14 protein-coding genes and 3 pseudogenes are annotated in these 17,019 nt (G+C 55.2%); 10 read left to right on the forward strand and 7 right to left on the reverse strand.

Annotated elements, in window-relative coordinates:
* Positions 1-74: 74 nt before the first annotated feature.
* Positions 75-170 (reverse strand): annotated as a pseudogene (locus KI237_RS30720) (helix-turn-helix domain-containing protein); the annotation flags it as partial.
* A 119-nt stretch (positions 171-289) separates the two neighbouring features.
* On the opposite strand from KI237_RS30720, the pseudogene KI237_RS07595 reads away from it, so the two are divergent.
* Positions 290-583: pseudogene (locus KI237_RS07595) on the forward strand (aldehyde dehydrogenase family protein); the annotation flags it as partial.
* Here KI237_RS07595 and KI237_RS07600 read toward each other — a convergent pair.
* On the reverse strand, positions 583-1,719 hold the full coding sequence (locus KI237_RS07600; protein WP_212799429.1) for a catalase family protein: 1,137 nt from the start codon (positions 1,717-1,719) through the stop codon (positions 583-585). The pseudogene KI237_RS07595 and the gene KI237_RS07600 overlap by 1 nt on opposite strands.
* 31 nt (positions 1,720-1,750) lie before the next feature.
* A complete protein-coding gene (locus KI237_RS07605; RefSeq protein WP_212799430.1) occupies positions 1,751-3,556 on the reverse strand; it encodes a di-heme-cytochrome C peroxidase in 1,806 nt (601 codons plus the stop codon).
* A gap of 268 nt (positions 3,557-3,824) precedes the next feature.
* On the opposite strand from KI237_RS07605, the gene bamJ reads away from it, so the two are divergent.
* The 8 genes from bamJ (at position 3,825) to KI237_RS07640 (ending at position 11,668) form a co-directional block, all read left to right on the forward strand.
* A complete protein-coding gene (gene bamJ, locus KI237_RS07610) occupies positions 3,825-4,538 on the forward strand; it encodes a BamJ family beta-barrel-assembly machinery protein (protein ID WP_003204577.1) in 714 nt (237 codons plus the stop codon).
* Between the two features lie 294 nt (positions 4,539-4,832).
* Positions 4,833-5,288, forward strand: a complete 456-nt coding sequence (locus tag KI237_RS07615) for a YkvA family protein (RefSeq protein WP_212799431.1) — start codon at positions 4,833-4,835, stop codon at positions 5,286-5,288.
* 114 nt (positions 5,289-5,402) lie between these two features.
* The gene (locus KI237_RS07620; RefSeq protein ID WP_003204574.1) at positions 5,403-5,744 is read left to right on the forward strand and encodes a helix-turn-helix domain-containing protein; all 342 of its coding nucleotides are present in this window, start codon (positions 5,403-5,405) and stop codon (positions 5,742-5,744) included.
* Positions 5,741-6,112: a hypothetical protein gene (locus KI237_RS07625; RefSeq protein ID WP_003179080.1), complete on the forward strand. Its 372-nt coding sequence runs from the start codon at positions 5,741-5,743 to the stop codon at positions 6,110-6,112. Before KI237_RS07620 ends, KI237_RS07625 begins: the two co-directional genes overlap by 4 nt.
* Positions 6,113-6,514, forward strand: a complete 402-nt coding sequence (locus KI237_RS07630) for an SEL1-like repeat protein (RefSeq protein WP_212799432.1) — start codon at positions 6,113-6,115, stop codon at positions 6,512-6,514. It begins immediately after the preceding gene.
* Positions 6,515-6,702: 188 nt separating this feature from the next.
* A complete protein-coding gene (locus KI237_RS07635; protein ID WP_249410704.1) occupies positions 6,703-11,028 on the forward strand; it encodes an RHS repeat-associated core domain-containing protein in 4,326 nt (1,441 codons plus the stop codon).
* Entirely contained in the window at positions 10,995-11,360 is a 366-nt protein-coding gene (locus KI237_RS30350) for an RNase A-like domain-containing protein (RefSeq protein ID WP_249410705.1), read from the forward strand. Before KI237_RS07635 ends, KI237_RS30350 begins: the two co-directional genes overlap by 34 nt.
* A complete protein-coding gene (locus tag KI237_RS07640; RefSeq protein WP_212799433.1) occupies positions 11,357-11,668 on the forward strand; it encodes a contact-dependent growth inhibition system immunity protein in 312 nt (103 codons plus the stop codon). Before KI237_RS30350 ends, KI237_RS07640 begins: the two co-directional genes overlap by 4 nt.
* 82 nt (positions 11,669-11,750) lie before the next feature.
* Here the strand turns inward: KI237_RS07640 and KI237_RS07645 are convergent.
* Positions 11,751-12,209 (reverse strand): annotated as a pseudogene (locus tag KI237_RS07645) (diguanylate cyclase domain-containing protein); the annotation flags it as partial.
* A gap of 312 nt (positions 12,210-12,521) precedes the next feature.
* On the opposite strand from KI237_RS07645, the gene KI237_RS07650 reads away from it, so the two are divergent.
* The gene (locus KI237_RS07650) at positions 12,522-14,264 is read left to right on the forward strand and encodes a P-loop NTPase fold protein (protein ID WP_212799434.1); all 1,743 of its coding nucleotides are present in this window, start codon (positions 12,522-12,524) and stop codon (positions 14,262-14,264) included.
* A 40-nt stretch (positions 14,265-14,304) separates the two neighbouring features.
* Here KI237_RS07650 and KI237_RS07655 read toward each other — a convergent pair whose 3' ends face one another.
* From KI237_RS07655 to KI237_RS07665, 3 genes are read right to left on the reverse strand one after another with little or no spacing between them, the layout of a single operon-like run.
* On the reverse strand, positions 14,305-15,438 hold the full coding sequence (locus KI237_RS07655; RefSeq protein ID WP_200660215.1) for a beta family protein: 1,134 nt from the start codon (positions 15,436-15,438) through the stop codon (positions 14,305-14,307).
* Between the two features lie 11 nt (positions 15,439-15,449).
* Positions 15,450-16,661: an ImmA/IrrE family metallo-endopeptidase gene (locus tag KI237_RS07660; protein ID WP_083349617.1), complete on the reverse strand. Its 1,212-nt coding sequence runs from the start codon at positions 16,659-16,661 to the stop codon at positions 15,450-15,452.
* A complete protein-coding gene (locus KI237_RS07665) occupies positions 16,658-16,921 on the reverse strand; it encodes a type II toxin-antitoxin system HigB family toxin (RefSeq protein ID WP_167663944.1) in 264 nt (87 codons plus the stop codon). The genes KI237_RS07660 and KI237_RS07665 overlap by 4 nt, the downstream gene beginning before the upstream one ends.
* Positions 16,922-17,019 lie beyond the last annotated feature (98 nt).

Raw genomic sequence — 17,019 nt, forward strand, 5'->3', positions numbered from 1 at the left:
GCCACGCTAACCTCCGTATCTCAAAAGAGCGGGGCCGCCCTAGCTGGGGTGGGTCTGCATTGACACAGCCTGAATCAAACCGATGTCAGTCGGTACTTCTTCAGTCGGTAGGCAAACTGTGCACGGCTCAATCCCAGCAGTCGCGCTGCGGCGGTCAGGGTGCCTTCGGCTGATCGAAATGATCAATTAGCAAAAAAGTTATTAAACATAACTTTATCATTTGGACAAGTGACCGGGTTTCGACCGGGCGCCAAACGCGTTGCTACATTCATCGTCAGCGACACCGTGCGCTAGCGCCTGGCTTGAGGTGGGCGGCGAATATGATCGGTTGTTCTACCAGGCCACCGTGCTCAGCGGCGTGAAACCGGGCATGCGGGCCTTTGGCGAGGAAGTCTTCTGGCCTGTGACAACGGTGGTCAGCTTCGCCACCGATGACGAAGCCGTCGAGTTGGCCAACCGCACCGAGTACGGTTTGGCGGCGGCGATCATTTCACCGTCGGTGGGCAGGGCCAAGGCCATCGGTGAGCGGTTGCAGTGCGGCATGTTGCACATCAACGACCAGGCCGTCGCCGATGCCTGCCTCTATTGCTCGGCGTTACGGCTGTGACGGTAATCGCTGACCGCCTCGTACACCGCTTTACGCAAGCGGTTGATCCCACCAATAGGCCGATGCGCCTCGATGCCGAACCACGGATTGAACGACTGGTTATCACAGGCCAGGTTCAACATGGGCGTGTCGAAATCCTGTGCCGGAACCTTAATGTGCGCCACGGTCTCGAACGGCGCATCACTTTCCTGCCATTCAATACTGGTGTCTTCGATCGGCATGTACTTGCTCGGATCCTGACGCTGGATCTGCAAGATAAAACACGCTGGCACCCGATCTGTGGATAACTGCTGATTCAATGCGCTGCGTAAGAAGTTCGGCAGGTCCTGGTTCTGGGGAGGCAGGGTGTAGCTTGGGCAACTGTCCGGGTCCGGTGCGACGCGAAACTTGGCATTGGCTTCGCCGAACTTGTAAGGCGATACCGAGAAGTAAGTGGTCTGGGTCGGGCTGGCCGGTGGCGGTGAGAGTGTCGCCAGGGCGATGAGTAAATGCCGAATCTGCCAGCTGCGCGGGTCGGGGCTTGGAAAGAACGCCATCGCTTTCTTTCCGTCAGCCTGGGCTGCCACATTCTGACGATATTCGGCGACATCGCTGACGAAGAAGTTCGGATGGTTGAACATCACGAAATCCTGCTCGCCCTGTGATTGCCGGTCAGCGAGCAGTTGTTTGCCCGGTACGTTCATCAGCTTGATCGCCATTCCGCGGGCATCGCGCAGGCTGTCGAACTGCGGATAGGCGTTGCCGTTGGACAGGCGGATCGTTGCCTGCCAGGTCTTGCCCGGTTCGGCAAATACGCCTTGGCGCAACGGTGCCGGCAGGTCGTTCGGCACCTGGACTTCGGCCATCACGCAGCCGTGGGCCTTGGCGTGGGCGTCGCGCAGATAGCGCGTGCCTTCGCGGTGCTGATCGACGATGCGAATCGCGGTCTGGATGATGTCCTGGGTCATGGCCGCTTCGCCGGGCGCAACCTGTTCCTTGTCCGGGACCGGTCCCTTGTGTTGCCAGGCAAACCAGGCCGTGGACAGTGCCCAGCCGAGCAACCCGATGCCCAGCAGCCACAGGAGCGTCTTGCCCAAAAAGGCGCCGAGGCGCAGCCAGAGGGTGATCAACATGCCAACATCCTTTTACCTGTGGGGTTCATCATTACAGTTGCGACTCCAGTGGCCCGCCCAGCACCTTTAAATATTCCAGCAAGGCCCAGCGTTCCTGCGGTTGCAGCAGGCGGCCGATGACGCCGTTACCGCGCTCGCCGGCGCGGAATTCATGGCCGCTGTTGTGGTTACCGGTAATGCGGGTATCGAAGAGAAATGCGTTGGTAAAGGCTTCGGTGCGATAGCCCAGGTGGCGTGGGTCGTATTCGAAATTGCCTTTATAGAAGGTGGTCGCGCGCTCGTCCTGGGGGGACAGCAGTTGATAGATCGTCGGCACCGAGCCGTTGTGCAGGAACGGTGGCGTGGCCCAGACGCCCGCCAGCGGCCGGGCTTTGTAGGCGCGCAATTCACGTACGCCAATGGGCAGGCCGAAACCATCCAGCGCCGGGCGCTCGGCGGGGGTGACTCCGGCGTCGCGGTAAGCGCGGTTTTCGACGAATGCCGTAACGTAGGCCAGGCCTTTGGCGACCGAGAGTTGACTCAAGTCCAGCGGCTCCGTCGGGGTCGGGTGCAGTTGCACTTCCAGCTTCGCCAGTTCGGCCGGATCCCATTGCAGGCTGGTCAGGTCGTAGCGGTGGTCGGCGATGTTATTGGCGGCGCCCGGGTCGGTACCGATCACCTGCACGGGCAGCATGTGCAGTTGTTGGACCGGTCTATCAGGTCCCTGGATCACTTTGGGCACATGGCAGCCGGCGCAGTTTTCGCTGAACAGGGCCCGGCCCTTGGCCGCCAGCGGTTTGTCGATTGAGCCCAGCAGCGTTTGCGGCCATACAGGTGGCTTGAGCAGTTGCAGCGTCTCTTCGATCTTGTTCAAGTCGCGCACACGCACGCTGGAGGGGTATCGCGCATCGCCTTGCAGCGGTTTGCCTTGGGCATCGAAGAAATTCAGCGTGGCGCCGACCCCTAGGGCTTCACCGACGTTACGGGCCATCGGTTGCTGGGCCGATCCGTTCCACTGCACCCAGTCGAAGGTCCATATTTCCCACAATTGCGGGTAATCCACCGGTGCGTTGGCGACCCGGTAGTTCTCTGCCGAAATGGCGTCGCCGAAGCTGGCATTGGCGATGCGGCCGAAGGCGTCGGTGCGGCCTGGGCCCTCTTCGGTGGGGTAGAGGCCGCGATGGGTGTCGTTCCAGGCCACCCGCAGGAACGTGTCCAGGGAGACCTTGAACGCCTTGCGTAATTCCTCATGGCGGGCGTCGTAGTCCTTGCCTAGCACTTGTCGGGCGAAGCGCTCGAATTTCCAAGGGTTGTAGTAGGTCGACGCCAGACTGGCGACCAATGCCTGTCCGAAACTGCCACCGCGTAATGTAGGAACACTGGAAGGCAGCACGTGCTGAGCCGAGCCGCCATCGATCCGTATCGCCTGGCCCTTGAAGCGCAATTCGCCGGTATGACACGCCGCGCAGGTGATATCCAGGAACTGGTCGGTGCTGCCTGGGTTCTGGTGCCGTGCAAACCCTACCGGCAAGTTGCCAGGATTATCAGGCGAGGCTTTCTGCGCCGGATCGACCAGGAAGCCAAAGCGCGCCAGATATTCGGGCGATGCGAAGCGTTGTTGTGAAAACGGCAATTCGAGGACGGTGAACCAGTCGTAGCGCAGGCCTTTGACCTGGGTGCCCTGGGGCGTGAAGTAATACGTCTGGCGCTCGGCGGCGCTCCATTGATCCAGGTAATGCACCTGTTCGACGGGTGTATAAAACGGCAAGCGAGGATTGGCGACGTAGTAAAGCACCACGGCCACGACAATGATCAGCAGCGCGAGGAGCAGCAAGAGGATGCGAGAGAGAAGGCGCACGGTAACGTCCTTGTTATTTGATATGCCCTTATGCCTCAGTGCTGCGCGGCGGGCAAGTGGCCATTACCCCCGGCCTGTAAGGGGGCGGCAATTTGTCCCTGTACGTAACAGATGACAGATGCTTCATTCGTGGCGGCTTAAAAAGCGTTTGCGAACCTGAACTTATCGTTACTTTGTGGCTCACATGCCGGTAGCCATTGGTCGTGGCCGCCTGATAAGCTCGCGGCTTTATTCGATTGCCCTTTAGGCGCATGAACAAGGAAATAGCATGAAACAGCATCGGTTGGCGGCGGCGGTGGCCCTGGTTGGCCTGGTACTCGCGGGTTGCGACTCGCAGACCAGCGTAGAGCTGAAGACCCCGGCGCAGAAAGCTTCCTACGGTATTGGCCTGAACATGGGCAAGAGCCTGGCTCAGGAAGGCATGGATGACCTGGACTCCAAAGCGGTCGCCCAGGGCATCGAAGATGCCGTCGGCAAGAAAGAACAGAAGCTGAAAGACGAGGAGCTGGTCGAAGCCTTTGCCGCGCTGCAAAAGCGTGCCGAAGAGCGCATGGCCAAGATGAGCGAAGAGTCGGCAGCCGCCGGCAAGAAATTCCTCGAAGAAAACGGCAAGAAAGCCGGTGTCACCACCACCGCTTCCGGCCTGCAATACGAAGTGGTCAAGAAAGCCGACGGTCCACAGCCTAAGCCGACCGACGTAGTGACCGTTCACTACACCGGCAAGCTGACCAACGGCACTGTGTTCGACAGCTCCGTTGAGCGTGGCAGCCCGATCGACCTGCCGGTCAGCGGCGTGATCCCGGGTTGGGTCGAAGGCCTGCAACTGATGCACGTCGGCGAGAAGTACAAGCTGTACATCCCGAGCGACCTGGCCTACGGCGCCCAGAGCCCGAGCCCGGCCATCCCGGCCAACTCGGTCCTGGTGTTCGATCTGGAACTGCTGGCGATCAAGGATCCGGCAAAAGAAGACGCAGCCAAGTAAACGCGTCTGTTATAACGACAACGCCTCGCTTATGCGGGGCGTTGTCGCATCTGGGCTACGGCAAAATGGCAAAAAAACCGAACGCACGATGCAGGGTATAGTCATAGGCAATACAGGCGCTGTGCTAGACGCAGTCAGCCGGTCAAGTCAATGAAATATTGGGTTTTTTTATGTGAGTAAAAAACGCCCGATCTAAGCCGGGCCCTTATGAAACGGGGGCTTCAGCGGTGAAATGCAGCTCTGTTCACAAGGTTATCCACAATTTGTGTGGATAACATTTCAGTGGGAGAAAAAATGAAGGCCCCGTGGAATTTTGCGCGATTTCTGCCTTTGGCAGGCCGCCTGCTGGCCCGCGGTCGATTGCCGACGTTGCTGTTCGCTGTCGCCAGCAAAGGTGCCCGGGAGGGCGGACGGCTGGGCAAGCTCAAGGAGGATCTGCGGCTGTTGCAGGCCTTGTGCCTGGCTTACTGGCGGGGCGAATACCGCGCTGTCAGCGCCAAGTCGATGCTCTCGGTGGTGGCAGGGCTCATGTATTTCCTCAGCCCCCTGGATGCGATTCCAGACATCCTGCCAATGTTTGGCATGTTCGACGATATCGCCGTGCTGGCCTGGGTCATGAAAACCCTCGACGTTGAGCTCGAGGCTTTCCGAGCCTGGCGTTATCGGCAATCGCCCGAGAAGCTTGCCCAGGTCGAAAGGCTTCCCGATACCCCGGAGCAACTCCAGCTCCAAGGTCAGAAAAAAACCTGATTGGATAGCACTTACCCCTGAGAATTCATCGCCCCGCGACCTTAGCCGGTATTAGGATTACACTTCTAAGAAAAAAGGCTGGCTCGCTAAGTGTTGTTGTCCTACGGGGTAGACATGGATATTCAAATAATCACACGTGACGGAGAGCCCGAATACGCGGTTTTGCCGTGGGATCAGTACCAGTCGTTGTTGAAGGCAGCAGGCATCGATCAAGCTCCGCCGCGCGAAGCGACAGTCCGTCACGCGGCGGCACCGGGCCAGGTTCTCCCTGGTCTGGATCAGTTACGCAGTTTACGCGAAGGGAAGGGCATCGCCATCGAGGCGCTGGCCCGCACGGTAGGTATCAGCCCGTCTTATCTGGCCTTGATCGAGAGCGGCGAGCGTCAGCCCGATGCCGCGATTCGGCGCAGTCTGGCCTGGGAGTTGACGGTGCCGGGTTGGAGGGAAGAATCGTGAGCGTACGCATCAGTCGGCAGCATTGGGATGGGTTGTTGGGTGAGTTGGACCAGGCGCGCCGCCAGCGCCATTTATTGACCTACCGCGCCTTGCTGGAGCGTTTGCAACTGCCAAGCCCCGCCATGCAGACCTTGACCGCGGCCCTCGAACACCTGGCGGCGCTGGACGCCCGGGCGGAACAGCCGCTGCGCAGTTCATTGGTGATCAGCCAGGGCGCCAGTCGGTTGCCGCGCACGGGGTTCTTCGAGTGCGTTGAACGCCTGGGCCGCTTCTCCGGGCCTTCCGATGGCGTGGCCGCAGCCTCCTGGCACGCTTCAGAAGTGGTTCGGGTATTTGAATACGAGTACCCCGAGTCGGCGGAGGCCTGAGTGCTCTGGCGACTCAAGGCGCGGGCCGGTTACTGGCTGGCGCGTCGGTTGTTTCATTGGTCCTGGTTCGTCCGCCAGCGGCGTGGTTGGGCCTGGCTCGAGGGGCAGTTCTCCCGCATGGCGAACTTGGGCGACGTCGGTGCGCAGAGCTTCTATGGACACATCCTCACGTTTCGCGGCCAAGGACTGGGTGCCCGTGAAGAAGGGATTCGCCTGCTGCGGCTGGCGGCATTGGCCGGTGATGGCAAGGCCGCCTACCAGGTTGGCGTGATCAGCCTGGCCGGCACAACCAGCAAGGCGCCGGATCCGGTGGAAGCGGCACGTTGGTGGACCTTGGCGGCGAAAGCCGGGCACCCGCTGGCCGAAATCAAACTCAAATCACTTGAAGCTCGCGATACCTAGGGTGATCCACCGGCGATTCGTTGTGCAGGTCAGACGAATTTAGCGAATCGCCCTACGCGCTCTGTCTCCTTCCCCTGACTTAATTCCCCTGTCATCCCCGGCAAAGTCTCGCGCTCCCTGAGTGCTGCGAGACGTGTGCCCATGTTCGACCGTTTTTTCCTGCTGGCCCCTGAGCGAGCCCTGTTCTGATGGATCAGGTGAGTCGAATCGAGCAGGAACTCGACAGCTTCAAAGGCACCCTGTCGGTCTACCGTGAGCAGCTCGAGCGCTGGTACAGCCGAACGGCGGACCGGGCCAGTCATGCCGCTGACCTGCCGTCACTGATGGGCATGGAGCGGCTGATTCGCTTTGGCGACAGCACCACCGCTGTCAGCACCGGTGACGATGACTTCCTCTCCACGGTCGTCCAGTGCCCCAAGGGCGGGCCGATGACGATCGAAAGCAAGTTCGAATCGGTGTACGACATCCCGCTGGGTGACATCGTGGTGGATGTGGTGGATGTGGCCAGCGGCGAGGTCACGCCGGTCACCCTGGATGCCCAGGGCCTGGGGACCTTCACGGGGGAGGCGGGCAAGTCCTATCGCGTTCACGTCCAGGGCGAGGTGTCCGCCAAGCAAATCGCGAATCTGTTTTCTTCCTACGATGGCCTGACCTCCGATCTGACGGACTGGTTGCGCGGTGAGTGGCAGGGCTTCAAGCCGCGATGGGCACAACAATCGCTGTCGACTTCGGCGGCGGCGGTGGGCAACGGGTTGCTCGCCGGCAGTTGGGCTGCGATTGAAAGTGTGTGGGACAGCATCAGCTTGCTCTCGGACATCCTCAAGGACCCCGGTCAGTTTGTTGAGCGGTTGGGTGACAGCGCTGATCAGTTGAAAACACTGGCGCGAGACACACCGCAGGTGATGGCGAAGCTGCAACTGCTGGCCAGCGACGAAGCTGCACTGTGCCTGCTTGTGCGCACCGCCAGCCTCTGGCTGGAGATGTTGCCGCCTAGTGAAGTCGCTGGCGAAACGGCCAAAGGGCTCTCGACCGTGGCGGTGCAACTGGTGATCGACTTGCTGATCGGCGTGGTCTTGACCTTTGCCGGGGCAGGGGCCGGGATTGCCTACCTGGCGATGCGGTTGGCCAGGCACGGCGCAACCCTGCTGAACGCCATGCAGCGTTTCATCCGTGCGATCTTCGCGTTGGTCAACGGCTTCATGAACTACGTGGACCGCTACAAGAGCGTGGCGGCACGCGGCATCGCGGCGGGGATCAAGAAAGGCCGGATGCAGCTGCGCTGGGATGCGCAGCGCAACACCGCGCTGAAAAAACACGAACATCACGACGACGCCCCCGCCCAGTCGAAAAACCCCAACGGCGACAGCGTCGACACCGCGGCCCAGACCCAGACCAGCGGCTGCCCGGTGTCGATGGTCACCGGCGAAGAATTGCTGACCCTCGACGATGGCACCCTCGATGGCCGGCTGCCGTTTGTCTTCACCCGTTTGTACCGCACCAGTGCCGCCGACCTGGACGTCGGGCTCGGGCGCGGCTGGAGCCATGCCTTGGCCCATCGCCTGGAGCTCAAAGGCGAACAGGTCATCTGGGTCGACCAGGAAAACCGCCGCACGACCTTTCCGCTGCCCAGCGCCCAACGTCCGGCGATCCACAACAGCCTGGCACGGGCGGCGATCTACCTGGGCAGCGAACCGGACGAGCTGATCGTCGCCCAGCCCGGCGAAAACGCAGCGTTCCTGCATTTTCGTGACGGCCACCTGAGCGGGCTCAGCGACCGCTACGACAACCGCCTGACCCTCCAGCGCAACATCCATGGCGACATCAGCCGCCTGGACAACGGCGCCGGGCGTTCCCTGCGCCTGCGTTACGCGCAGCGTCACCTGATCGCCGTCGACTACCAGAGCTTCCACCCGGCCATCACCCTCGATGAAGCCTGGCGGACCGAGCAGACGCTGGTTTCCTACCGCTACGACGGACGTTTCCGACTGATCGAAGCGACCAATGCCGCCGGTGAAAGCGAACGCTACGACTACGACGACCAGCACGTCATTCTCCAGCGGCAACTGGCCGGCGGGGCGAGTTTCTACTGGGAGTGGCAAGGGGCCGGCCAGGCGGCTCGCTGCGTACGGCATTGGGCCTCGTTTGCGCAGATGGACAGCCGCTACACCTGGGGCGAAGACGGCAGCGTCACGGTCCGGCACCTGGATGGCAGCCAGGAGGTGTATGTCCACGATGACCGGGCGCGGTTGGTGCGCAAGGTCGAGCCCGACGGCGGCGAGCACCTCAAGGCCTACGACGAACAGGGCCGGCTGATCGCTGAGCAGGACCCGTTGGGGGGCGTCAGCGAATACCGCTACGACGACGTCGGACGGCTGGTGGCGCTGATTCCCCCGGACGAGGCGCCGACGTCCTACGAATACCGCAACGGTTTCCTGCACACCTGTTCACGCGGCAAGGCCGTGTGGACCTACCGGCGCAACGCCCGGGGGGACGTGATCGTCCTCATCGACCCGGATGGCCGGCGCACGGAATATGCCTACGACGCCCACGGGCAACTGCTGGCGACGTATGCCCCGGACGGTGGCGAGCATCGGTTCACCTGGAGTCGCCTGGGCCAACTGACCGAAGAGATCCTGCCCGACGGCGGTCGCCGGTGTTTTTCCTACGACGCTCTGGGGCGTTTGCTCAGTCGCCAGGACGAACACGGCGCCCTCACGCATTACCGATGGGACGCCGTCGGCCGACTGCTGCAAGTGACCCTGCCCAACGGTGCCATTCGGACCTGGAGCTACAACGCCTACGGCAAGGTCACCGCCGAGCGCGATGAACAGGGCCGCCTCACCCGTTACGAATACGCCGACGACCTGCACTTGGTCAGCCGCCGCCTGAACCCCGACGGCAGCGAGCTGAAGTACCGCTACGACTCGGCGCGGCTGTTACTGACCGAAATCGAAAACGAATCCGGCGAAAAATATCAGCTGGACTACACGCCCAACGGCTTGATCCGACAGCAAGTCGGCTTTGACGGCCAACGCACCGCCTACGCCTACGACCTCAACGGCCACCTGCTGGAAAAAACCGAGCACGGCGAGGACGGTTCGCAACGCGTCACCCGCTATCAACGCGACGCGGCCGGGCGGCTGCGGGTCAAGACCTTGCCCGACGGCCAGGCCATCGAATACCGCTACGACGCTCTGGGCCGATTGGTCCACGTCAACGACGGCAGCGATCATCCGCTGGCCTTCGAATATGACGCCCAGGACCGTCTGGTCTGTGAACACCAGGGCTGGGGCACCCTGCGTTATCGCTACGACGCCTGCGGGCGCCTCAACTACTTGCGCCTGCCGGACGACAGCCAGCTCGACTACCACCATGCCCCCGGTGGCGCACTGACCGCCATCGACCTCAATGGCTCACGCCTGACCGAACACCGATTTGACGGCGGGCGCGAACGGCAACGCCAGCAAGGCCGGCTGCTCAGTGACTACGACTACGACGAACAGGGCCGCCTCAAGGCCCAGACCGTGTGGCAGAGCCAACAGCAGCAACTGTTCTGGCGCGATTATGCCTACAGCGCCAAGGGCAATCTGCAAACCCTTTCCGACAACCGAAACCGCCGCAGCTACCAGTACGACCCGCTGGATCGCCTGACCCGCATCGACTTTTCCCACAGCGAACCGCCGGAACACTTCTGCCACGACCCGGCCGGCAACCTGATGATGCAGGACCGCCCCGGCCCGACCACCCTCAAGGGCAACCGCCTGCTGAAGGAGGGTGACCGCCACTACGACTACGACGCCTTCGGCAACCTGATCGGCGAACGCCGCGGCCAGGCCCAGGTCAGCGCCTACCGCTACGACTGCCAACACCGCCTGATCGGCGTTACCACGGCGGACGGCCGCGAAACATCCTACCGCTACGACGCCTTCGGCCGACGCATCAGTAAGACTGTGGACGGCCTGATCACGGAGTTTTTCTGGCAGGGCGACCAGCTCGTCGCCGAAAACAGCCCGGACCACCACCGCAGCTACGTCTACGAACCCGGCACCTTCCGCCCACTGGCGATGCTCGACGGCGAAGGCCTCAAGGCCCGCCCGTTCTACTACCACCTCGACCACCTGGGCACGCCCCAGGAACTGACCAGTCCTGCCGGCGAAATCGTCTGGTCGGCGCGCTACACCGGCTACGGCCAACTCACCGCCCTCAAGCACGGCGGTGGCGAACAACTCGAGCAACCGCTGCGCTTCCAGGGCCAATACTTCGACCCGGAAAGCGGCCTGCACTACAACCGCCACCGCTACTACAATCCGGAAACCGGCCGCTACCTGACGCCCGATCCGAGCAAACTGGCGGGAGGGTTGAATGGGTACCGGTACACCCTGAACCCGACGGGGTGGGTGGATCCGTTGGGGTTGGCATGTCAGTGTCCTGGTGATATCGACGCCGATGGGCCATTCAGCGAGATTGTCCCGGGGGAGGGTTGGCTGCGCATGAGGCGCACGGTGGCCATCTGATTGAGAAGCATATTGGTAGAACAAATGCCCAGCTAGCCCATAGACTGGAAGCAGAACCGCATATCCCAGCAGCCTCTACGTTTCCTGATAGATCTATTGCTGAGTTTTCAGCGGTGAGAGCATTAGCGGCAAATGAAAAGAAAATCGAAAAATTCTTAGCTGGGACGAAAGAAAAGACAACTATTCGTCATACATTCGACCAACCAGTGGGGGTCAGTCTGTTAAATGGTCGTAACGATTATTTACCCGCATCAAAAGTATTGTTAGTTTTGAAGAAAGACCAGCGAAGACCAGCAGGATATTTTTTGTTAACAGGATTTCCGGAAGTATGAATACAGAGTTTCCCGAATTACATGATTTCTTTGGGGCCTATTTTCACCAAGATTGGTCGGCCGAACATGAATCTGCTGAGCAAGTCCTCGAAGCCTTTCTGGCAGAGTCGGACGTCGAGATTCTGAAGGCTGTTCAGCAAGAGCTCAGCATCCTACTTGACCAAAAGAAAGATGAAATGGAGTTGAGAAAATATTTATTGACAGAGTTAAGTTGCTATTACAGTTATTGGAATACATGGGGGGACGGCGAGTCGTGGTTACGACATATTACTAGCAGGCTGAACTTTAAAATTGATAGTTTTTGCTGAGCTATGGCTAATCAACACACCTCCAAAACGCTTTTCGCGGCGAAGGAGCAAACTCCCTCGCCACGGGGCCGCGCCAGGTGCTTCACACCGTCAAACCCAATGCCACCAAAGGCGCCCGCTCAGCCAAACCCTCCACCAGATACACACTTCCCCCCAAAATCTCCTTGGCATGGTGCTTGGCCTGCGAAGCCAGTTCCGCCAGCTGACTGGCATCCAGCTCCTCGCAGGCCTCGGAACGCAGATGCACCACGCCAATCGACAATGACAGCAGCGCAAATTCCTGGCGGATCCCCTGGCGATTCAACGCGGTAAAACATCCGGCTTCCAGATGTTCCGGGCGGTAGAAGCGGCGGCAGTGGGTCTGGAAGTCGCTGAGCAGTTGGTCCAGGCGTTTGCGCCAGTCGTCCGGGCCGAGGACGAGGAGGAAGTCGTCACCGCCGATGTGGCCGACGAAGTCGCGGCTGGGGTCGATGCGTTCGTTCAGGCATTGGGCCAGGCACAGCAAAACTTCGTCGCCGCGACCGTAGCCGTAGATGTCGTTTTACGGCCCTGTGAAAAATTTGTACAAAACGCTCCCGTACAGCTTGTTGAAGGGGTTCACTGTTTACAGGCAGGATTCATTTGTCGAGGTCGAGAACCCTATCGAATTCAATGCAAGGCGTCCCTTGGTCTAGGATTTTTTCATGACTAGATAATCGTCAATTACTCTATATTGGCTTAATATAGTTTTCGTTTTAATAGCATTGCGATAGATTCTCATCGTCGGAAGCGTTGAGTTTTCTATCTAATATATGTTTATGTATGTCGCGAGACTTTCTGAATTTCTTAAATGAATTAATTGCAAGGTGGCTATATGTCTGTTCAGCAGGTCCAATCTGCATTGGAGATGTTCATATCTGAGCCTAACTCGAGAGCTGTTGTTTTAAAAGGCGAGTGGGGCACTGGGAAAACATACCTTTGGAATATGTTGCTAAAGCAGAAAAAAGAGTCAATATCTCGAAAAAAATACGCTTATGTTTCGCTTTTTGGATTAAGTAATTTAGTTGATTTAAAGCGGGCGATTTTTGAGAATGTTGTCTCTAGTGAAAATGCTGATACTAATGGAGACTTCAAAAGCCTGATTGGGAATTTAGCAGGTGTAGGGCAAGCCTTAGAGAGAGCTGTAAGGAAAGGTGTAAAGGTTACTACTGATGCTGCTTCAATACCGTTTGTAAAAGGATTGGGAGGTGTCGTCGATGCTATCTCTTTCGCAAGTGTCTCTGATACTCTGATTTGTATTGATGATTATGAGCGAAGAAATTCAGGTCTATCTGGCAAGGAAGTTCTGGGACTTATTTCTTATCTGGTGGAGAATAAAAACTGCAGTGTTATTTTGGTATTGAATCACTCTCAATTAAGTGCTGGGTTGGACGAATATTTCCAGTTTAACGAAAAAGTATTTGATTATGAAATCGAGTTTGCTCCTACTCCAGACGAAGCTGCGAATTTGGTTTTTAATGTGGGCGATGAGTATGAGCATAGGCTGCTGACAAACTCTATAGCCCTTAAAATTTCCAATATCAGAATTCTCAAGAAGATTCTTTATTTTTCAAAATCTCTCGCCTCGGTGATACGTAATTACCCAGAGCCGATAGTCACGCAAGTGTTACATACTCTTACATTGGCCGTTTGGTCAATTTACTCCAGTGACCCCCAGCGTGTAATGATAGGTGCAATTAAGGAGTTGGGGGGTAGTGGTTTTGAGGCCTATTTCTCAAATAAAGATGACTCGCCGGATGCTGCAATTAAAAATAAAGTTTCAATTTTTTTAAAAGAATATGGTTTTTCGAACTGTGATGAATTAGATATTGCCATCATTTCTTTGGTCGAGAAAGGTTATTTAGATGCTGGTGAGATAAGTAAGCTGGCTGAGGAGCTGGCAGCAAAAGTAGAGCATAATAAAGATATACAGATGCTTAGAGGTGCGTGGTCTGTGTATAGGTGTTCTTTTAAAGACGATGAAGATGAGTTGATTGCGTCTTTTGAAAATGCGTTAAAAGTTTGTTTGAATAAAATGTCCTTCATGGATTTGGATTCAGTATGTGAGGCTTATAGAGGGTTGGAGCGTAACGAAAGAGCTACGCAGATTGTCGATGAGTACATGCTGGGGTTGACGCAACAAGGTACGGTAATTGATAAGCGAAGCCTGTATAGATGGCCGAAAGATAAGTATCTTTCAGATGCATTGAATGCATATATTGAAGAGTCAAAAGCTGAGAAGGGGTTCGCGGATTACATCCTGCCTTATGTTGGGACAAATGGTCTAAATAGTGAGGACTACTTAAAGCTTTCTCAGGCTCCGGTTGAAAGTTTTTATGATTTTTTTTCGAATGCTGAAGACGAGGCATTACACTCTTGGGTCTTATATTGTTTGGAGTTCGGCTCTATTCGAGCCTCTGAAGATGCGTCGCAGGTGGCTTTTAGGAATATTTTTCTGAAGTCTTACGAGGCAATACTGAAAATACGCGGCGAGTCGTTGCTAAATAAGATGCGAACAGATACTTATATGAGCTATCAAACAATTTATGAGGCACTGAAAGAACAAAATGCTCCTTAGAAAAATTAGGCCCGGCAAAAAATTGTCGGGCCTATATTGATCATGCTTTTTCTGTTCTGGAAACTGTCGCTGCAAGTTGGCTGGTAAATTCATAGATTTCGGTGGTGAGGGAGCTGATGTGGTGATTAGTATCGATTGATATCCATGTGGTCGGGCTGCCAACAAATTTGCCTTGGCTGCACTCCATTATACGGAGGTCTCCCCAACTGAAGTTAGCACCCATATAGTGATGCGAATCAACAATTGCTTTTGCCAAAACGTTGTTTTGAGCTGTTTTGTTATCCTGCCTTAGCGAATGTCCTCTGGCTATGAAATAGCTGTTTTCAATCGTGTAACGTATTTTTCCGTTCATATCTGGTGCGATAATGTTCTCCGCTGCCCTTGGATTGCGGACACCATAGTCGCCAAAATACAAGCTAGCATTTGGGAATGCTTGCAAAAAACCTTTCCAAGCCAGAATTTCCTTTCTGAATATAGTTCCAGAAGAATCTTTTGTTTTTACGGCTAAATTCACCGATGCTGGAATGGAGCTGCCAATTGCTATTATGTAAGTGAATCCTAATGAACGCATATGTTCGTAAGCATGCTGTATTGTTTCTATCGCATCGCTTACAGATTTGTTTGAAATATCCGCTAAGTCGATTATTACAGGGGTAGACGCTGGATCTAATCCGGTCTCGACGGTAATATCTTCCAGTATTTCATTAAAGTAGTCAGGGTCGAGCATGTCTTCAAGAGCAACACTATCTAAGCGAATGCTAAAGAATTGGCCTTCTACAAGATTAATCGACTTTATTGCCTCTTTGTATTCTACAATGTCCCAGCGATCATATCCTATGATCGGACAAGGGATAACGCCTCGTGCAGCGAGCTGATCGATGCTGTAGTTTAAAATATGCTCACCTGTTTCCACTGTGAAATTCGCCGGCCATTGAAAAATGTCAATCATGACCTGTTTCTTTGGAGTGGCTTTTGACACGGCAAGAGAGCATTTTTCAACATACTCTTTGAAAGGAGTATTTGTACGCTTCATAGCCGTTTCTAACTGCTTACCACCTAATTTCGCAAGTTCGATAATCGGCGTGGTGCGAGCAAGAACACTGGGCGAAAGTTTGCTCAGGGCTTCTAGTTCGCCTTTTTTTGCTTTCAAAATTGGAAAGTATTGATTGTTCATCACAAGGTACCTTAAGGTTCAGATCTGAAAAGCTTTCTCACTTCGCCTTGTCCGACGAGGTCAGAAAACAGATTATAGTTGCCGCTTTCTTGCCTTAATCTTCCAGCGATTATTGCTGGGTGTATTCTCAAGTCCTGAGAGAGCTGTAGGATGGTTTCTTTACTAGGACTCAAATAAGCCTCAGATCTTTTCCATATGGCTCTTGGGATGAAAGTCTCACGGGCTATTCTATTGGCTTCGGCTTCTCTCCTATCATCAGATGGTGCTTCTAAGTCATCGAGTATTGCTTCAGAGTTGTCCTCCACATGTTTCCATATGTGAGCAACTTCATGTATTAGTGTAAACCAGAAATTATCTATTCTATCGTATCTTAAAGTTAGGCCAATTATAGGTGTGCCATCACTATCTTGTAAGGCCGCTCCATCTAGCATTGTTCCTTTAAGGTGAGGTTCTATAATTACGGATACTCCTATTTCCTCCAGCAAATTAACCGCTAGCAGAGGGCCATTTTCATATCTGCTTAAATGTGATAGTTCTTTGATGAAGCTGTTGTCTATTGAGTCTTTTTTATAATTTGTATTTTTACGTGTTGCACGAGATTTTTGGATGATTCGGGCTATCCATGCGTAAAGCGTGTAATGGGTCGTTGGTGTTGCTGCTTCACCTTTGAGCGTTCTTCTGAATGAAGCTCCGCTTACTTGTAAACCCATTTCAGATATAAAGTTCTTAACTATGTCTTCTGCGGTGATCTTTGCTTTTTCGGTTGCTTTTAGAATCCAACCTCTTGTCACCATTTCAGTGAACGGAAATTTTTTCCAGTCGATGCTTTCTTTATTTGAGGAGCTTTCTATTTCGGACAGCCCGATTAAAGTGTCTGTTGATATTCCTAACCCTATTGCGAGTGCTCTTATCATTGGGACTGTAAGAGGTCGTTTTCGTGAAAGTATCTCAGACACGCGGCTCCTAGTGCCGAAATATGGAACTAGGTCTGCTTGTTTTAAGCCTTTTTCCTCCATCCTAAATAGGATGGCGTCGATAGGGTCAGGACTCTCTACGGGATATTTTTGCTTTTCATAATCTTCAATAAGTATGGAGAGCAATTCAAGCTCGTCACTTTCTTTAGTGCCCGGCTTGGGCATCGAGTGAACCAGTTGTTGTACTTTTTCAAAGTACGCTTGGTACTGTTGTTCAGTGCGGATAATTTTTGCTTCTAAAATATTCATAGCTTTTTAATCGGAGCAGTGATGATGGCAATGCCTTGAGCGAAGGCAATCGTCAGTTCAATAAAGTAACGGGAAGAGCAAACACAGAACGAAAAGTGTCCTTCCTTTACTTTTTGAGCACTAGGATATTGTTCAATCAATTCATCGGGGCTTTTCCAGTTGGCATTAGCGATCTCGCTGACCCAGCTGGAAATCCATTTATCGATTTGCTCGCTTTTCCCTTTCAAGGGAAGGAGCTTGTCACGCCCTAGCAGTCTCATGATCACGTATTTTGTTCCCAATTTGGGAACAAATTACTCTTGGTTCGATAGGCCGTCAAGCGTTTGTTCCCAAATTGGGAACACGCTTCATGCCTCAT

Source organism: Pseudomonas sp. St316 (assembly GCF_018325905.1).
GTDB lineage: Bacteria > Pseudomonadota > Gammaproteobacteria > Pseudomonadales > Pseudomonadaceae > Aquipseudomonas.